This window comes from Rhodococcus chondri, from assembly GCF_036327435.1.
GTDB classification, from domain to species: Bacteria; Actinomycetota; Actinomycetes; order Mycobacteriales; family Mycobacteriaceae; genus Rhodococcus; species Rhodococcus chondri.
Genome location: NZ_JAUZMZ010000250.1, coordinates 1 through 5,218 on the forward strand (window position 1 = coordinate 1; position 5,218 = coordinate 5,218).

The window sequence follows — 5,218 nt, forward strand, 5'->3', positions numbered from 1 at the left end:
CGACCGGTCGCGCGTCGCGTCACCATCCGCGGGAGACGCTGCGGGTGGTCTCCGAGATCGGACTCGGTTCCGGAGTGCTGGCGATGATCGGCGGCAGCGTCGCGATCATGGGTTTTCTGACGCTGTTCGCGGGCGCGACGGTGGCGGTCCAAGGCTTCACCTCGCTCGGCAACATCGGCGTCGAAGCGCTCACCGGGTTCCTGTCGGCGTACGTCGACGTCCGGGTGGTCGCGCCCGTCACCGCCGGCGTGGGTCTGGCCGCCACCCTCGGCGCCGGTACCACCGCGCAACTGGGCGCGATGCGGATCAGCGAGGAGATCGACGCCCTCGAAGTGATGGCCGTCCGTTCGGTGCCCTACCTCGTGGGCACCCGCATCCTGGCCGGTCTCATCGCGGTGATCCCGCTGTACTCGCTGTCGGTGCTCGCGTCGTTCCTGGCCGGCCGCATCGCGACAGTCGTGATCCTCGGCCAATCCCCCGGTGTCTACGACCACTACTTCACGACCTTCCTGCGGCCGGCCGACGTGTTGTGGTCGTTCGTCCAGGCCGTCGCCATGGCGGTGCTGGTGATGACGATCCACAGCTACTACGGGTACACCGCGTCGGGCGGGCCGTCCGGAGTCGGTGTCGCAACAGGCCGCGCGGTGCGCATGTCGCTGATCGCCGTCGTGATGGTGACGCTGCTGATCTCGCTGGCTCTCTACGGCAGCAGCCGTCAACTGCATCTGGCGGGCTGACCACGATGCGCACCGAGACACCGACGAACAGGGTGCCGCGCTTGGCCGCAGCCGGTCTGGTCGTGGTGTCGGTGGGCATATTGCTGTTCGTGTACCACAGTTTTCGTGGCTCGTTCGTCCCCGGAGTCGTCGTGACCGTCGAGACCGCGCGCAGTGGCCTCGTGCTCGAGCCGGGCGCAATGGTGAAATCCCACGGGGTGCAGGTGGGCACCGTTTCCGAGGTGCGGCACACACCGTCGGGGGTCCACGTCGAACTGCGACTGCACCCCGACGACGCCGCACGCATCCCCGCGAACGCCGGTGCCGATATCCGCGCGACGACGGTGTTCGGAGCCAAGTACGTCACGCTCACCGACCCGGAACGGCCCGGCGCCGCGGGACTGCAGAACGGAGCGGTGTTGCGCGCCTCCGGCGTGACGGTCGAGACGAACACGGTCTTCGAATCGCTCTCCGCCGTCCTGCAGGCCGTGGACCCGGCGAAACTCAACAGCACCCTCGGGGCGCTGGCCTCCGCGCTGCGCGGGCAGGGCGACACACTCGGCGGCGCACTCACCGACGCCGACACCGTCCTGAGCCGGATCGAACCGCGCCTCGGAGCGCTGAGCCGCGATCTCGACGCCGCCGAGGCCACCGCCGACATCTACGCCGCAGCGACGGAAGAAGTGATGGGTTCGCTCGACAATCTCACCGTCACGGGTGCCACGGTCGTCGAGCACGCCGATGACCTCGACAGACTGCTGCTCGCGACGACGGGGATGGGCGACGCGGGCCGCCGGGTCGTCGAACCGAACATCGTTCCGATCGTGGATGTGCTCGACCTGCTCCGGCCTACGGCGTCGCTTCTCGAGGAGTACTCGCCGGTGTTGCCGTGCTTTTTCCAGGGCGCCGACCGTGCGCGGCAACTCGCCGAGCCCGCGTCGGGCGGCAACGGTGCGACGATGATGCTCAATTCCACCGTGTTGCTCGGCGTCGACCCGTACGAGTATCCACGGAATCTTCCTGTAGTCGAGGCCACCGGCGGTCCGCGCTGCGGCCCGCTGCCGATCGTGACGCCGGCCGAGACTCCCGCGCCCTATCTGGTGACGGATACCGGCGCGAACCCGTTCGAGGCAGGTCACCGCTCCCCCGTCTTCGTGCCCGGGTCGCTGTTCGAACTCCTCTCCGGTGGAGTGCAATCCGGCGGTGCGCGATGACCCGTACCGCGATCGCCGCCGCGATCTACGCCACGGTGATGCTCGTGATTCTCGGGGCGTTGTTCGTCGTGTTCGGCCAGTTCCGGTTCGCCGACTACACCCGGTATCACGCGATCTTCGACGACGTGTCCGGGCTCGAGGAAGGCCAATTCGTGCGAGTTTCCGGGGTGGAGGTCGGGCGGGTGTCCGACGTGGACTTCACCGACGGCAACCGCATCGAGGTGGCCTTCGACGTCGAATCCATCTACACCCCGACCCAGTCGACCGTCGCGAAAGTCCGGTACCTGAACCTGGTCGGCGACCGCTATCTCGAACTCGACGACGGTCCCGGCCGACCGGCGCTCATGGAACCGGGTGGCACCATCGGCACCGAACGCACCGAACCGGCGCTCGACCTGGACGTGCTCATCGGCAGCTTCGAACCGCTGTTCCGCGCGCTCGAACCGGAACAGGTCAATCAGCTCTCCTCCGACCTGCTCACGGTGCTGCAAGGGCAGGGCGGCACCGTCGAATCAGTTCTCGTGCATGCGGCGTCACTGACATCGAGCATCGCCGATCGCGACGCGCTGGTCGGTCGGGTCGTCACGAATCTCGAGCTGGTGCTGGCGAATCTCGCAGCGCACCGCGACACGTTCGACGCCGCGCTCGTGCGGGCCCGGGAACTGGCGTCCGGTCTGGCGGACGACGGCGCGCTGCTCGCGGAATCCGTGGCGCACCTCGACACCGCAAGCGCCTCGGTCGCGGCCCTGCTCGACGACGCCCGGATTCCGCTGGCGGGCACCATCCGTGAAACAGGCAACGTGGCGACACAACTCGAGTCACGCAGCGCCACCATCGACCAGCTGGCCACCCAACTGCCCGACGCGTATGCCGCGCTCACCCGCCTCGGCGCGTACGGCGGATTCTTCAACTACTACCTGTGCGGCATGCTCATCAAAGTCGGTGACCCGTCCGGGAACACCGTCACCTCGCCGCTGTTCGGTCAGACGACGGGCAGGTGCGCACCCGCATGACACAGTTCCGTGAGATGAACCAGGTACGCGTCGGGGTGGTCGGCACCGTTGTCCTGGTGTTGTCGGTGTTGTGTGCATTGAACATTCGCTCGCTGTCGCTGTTCGACGACGGCACGTCGTACACGGCCCGATTCGTCGATGCGGGCGGCCTGAACGACGGCGACACCGTGCAGGTGTCCGGCAAGGACGCCGGCCGGGTCACCGGCATCGACATCGACCACGACGCGGTGGCAGTGACCTTCACGGTCGACGACCGGGTGACCCTCGGCACCGACACCACCGTCGAAATCGCCACTGCTACCGCGCTGGGTGCGCGGCACCTGCGAGTACGGCCCGCCGGATCCGGACGGCTCGAACCCGGCAGCACACTCGGCCTCGACCGCACCACCGCCCCGTATCAACTCACCGACGCGCTCGGTGATCTCACCACCACCACATCGGATCTCGATGCGGAACAACTGCGAGCATCGATGCGCGCGCTGTCGGGAACCCTTCGCGACACACCCGACGATGTGGCCGCCGCACTCGACGGCGTGCTACGCCTGTCCGCCACCGTCGCCACGCGCGACGAATCACTGCGCGAGCTGCTGGGCCACGCCGAGCAGGTCACGGCGGTACTCGCCGAGCGGAGCGACGCCATCGACGGACTGATCGTCGACGCCGACCGGTTGTTGATCGAACTCGACCACCGCCGGCGCTCCCTCGACACACTGTTCGCGAATGTGCAGGCACTGTCGGTGGGGCTCGGGAACCTCATCGCGGACAACGAGGCCCAGCTGGCGCCCACCCTCGGGAAGGTGAATGCGATCCTCGACATCCTCACCCGCAACCGCGACAACATCGCGCTGGCGATCGAGCGACTCGGCCCGTATGCGACCGAACTCGGCGAGGCCGTCGCGTCGGGTCCGTTCTTCAACTCGTACATCCAGAATCTGCTGCCCGCGCAGGTCATCGAACCCGCCCTGACGGCCGCACTCGAGCGCGCCGGCTTCACCGGCCCGGGAGGTACGCCGTGACCCGTACGCGTCTCATCCGGACGTGGCCGACCCTTCTCGCACTGCTCGTCGTCGTCGCTGTGGCGTCGTTCGCGCTCGCACCGTGGCGGTCCGTCCGGGAGTATTCTGCCGAGTTCACCACCAGCCGTGGACTGTACGTGGGTGACGATGTGCGGATCATGGGCGTGGAGGTCGGGCGGATCACGGCGATCGAGCCACGCGGCGACCGCGTGGTGATCACGTTCGACGTCGACGACGCGCATCCCCTCCCCGCAGCCGCGCAGGCCGCGATCATGGCCCCCACCCTCGTGTCGGCCCGTTTCCTGCAACTCACCCCGCCGTACACCGGCGGTCCGGAACTCCCCCCGGGCGGCACCATCGCACTCGACCGAACCGCCGTCCCCGTCGAATGGGACGAGATCACCGAGCAATTGTCGCGCCTGACCACCGAACTCGGTCCCACACCGGACGATCCGCAGGGGCCGCTCGGCGAGGTCCTGGACACCGCGGCCGCGAACGTCGAGGGTCGAGGTCCGGCACTGCGCGACACGCTCGAACAGTTGTCGGAGGCGCTGCGCACCGTCTCGGACGGCCGCCAGGATCTGTTCGGCACCTTGGCTCATCTGCAGGTGTTCGTCGATGCGCTGTCGACGAGCGGCGAGCAGATCGTCTCGTTCCACCACCGGCTGGCGTCGGTCACATCGACCCTCGACGCGAATCGCGACGACATCGGCGCTGCCCTCACGACTCTCGACACCGTCCTCGTCGATGTCGAACGTTTCGTGCGCGACAATCGCGCCCGAATCGACACGGCGGTCGGTCGCACCGGCGAACTCACCGATGTCCTCGCCGCGCAGCGCGACGGCATCGCGCAGGTGCTGCACGTAGCCCCCACCGCACTGTCGAACCTGCAGAACATCTATCAGCCCGCGCACAACACGGTGGTGTCGGCGTTGGCGCTGACCAATTTCGCGAACCCCGCCCAGTTCATCTGTTCGGCGCTCGCCGCGGCCGAACAGGTCGACGCCCACACCGGCTCCGAATTGTGTGTGCAATACCTGGGCCCGATCCTGCCGCTGCTCACGATGGAATACCCGCCGGTTCGGATCAACCCCACCCGAGGTGTCGGTGCGCTGCCCGACCAGCTGGTGTACTCCGAGCCGGGACTCGCGCCGAACGATCCCGCCCCGGATGTGCCCCCGCCCTCGAACCTCACCGACCTCCTGCTGCCGGGGACACCATGACGCGACTGCCGCTGAGAGGTCGACACGCGAAAATCG

At 67.9% G+C, this 5,218-nt stretch carries 5 protein-coding genes; all 5 read left to right on the plus strand.

The genetic code is table 11. The features are described 5' to 3' along the window. On the plus strand, positions 1-737 hold a 737-nt coding region (locus Q8814_RS24260; protein WP_330154522.1), incomplete at its 5' end, for an ABC transporter permease. Between the two features lie 32 nt (positions 738-769). Next, on the plus strand, positions 770-1,930 hold the full coding sequence (locus tag Q8814_RS24265) for an MCE family protein (RefSeq protein ID WP_330154526.1): 1,161 nt from the start codon (positions 770-772) through the stop codon (positions 1,928-1,930). Then, entirely contained in the window at positions 1,927-2,943 is a 1,017-nt protein-coding gene (locus tag Q8814_RS24270; RefSeq protein WP_330154523.1) for an MCE family protein, read from the plus strand. Before Q8814_RS24265 ends, Q8814_RS24270 begins: the two co-directional genes overlap by 4 nt. Beyond that, positions 2,940-3,959, plus strand: coding sequence for an MCE family protein (locus Q8814_RS24275; protein ID WP_330154524.1), 1,020 nt, complete (start codon positions 2,940-2,942; stop codon positions 3,957-3,959). The genes Q8814_RS24270 and Q8814_RS24275 overlap by 4 nt, the downstream gene beginning before the upstream one ends. Then, positions 3,956-5,182: an MCE family protein gene (locus tag Q8814_RS24280; RefSeq protein ID WP_330154525.1), complete on the plus strand. Its 1,227-nt coding sequence runs from the start codon at positions 3,956-3,958 to the stop codon at positions 5,180-5,182. The genes Q8814_RS24275 and Q8814_RS24280 overlap by 4 nt, the downstream gene beginning before the upstream one ends. Positions 5,183-5,218 lie beyond the last annotated feature (36 nt).

Excerpts from the sequence above, each read along its gene's own strand:
- Q8814_RS24270 (WP_330154523.1), top strand. The coding sequence starts at position 1,927 with ATGACCCGTACCGCGATCGCCGCCGCGATCTACGCCACGGTGATGCTC.
- Q8814_RS24275 (WP_330154524.1), top strand. The coding sequence starts at position 2,940 with ATGACACAGTTCCGTGAGATGAACCAGGTACGCGTCGGGGTGGTCGGC.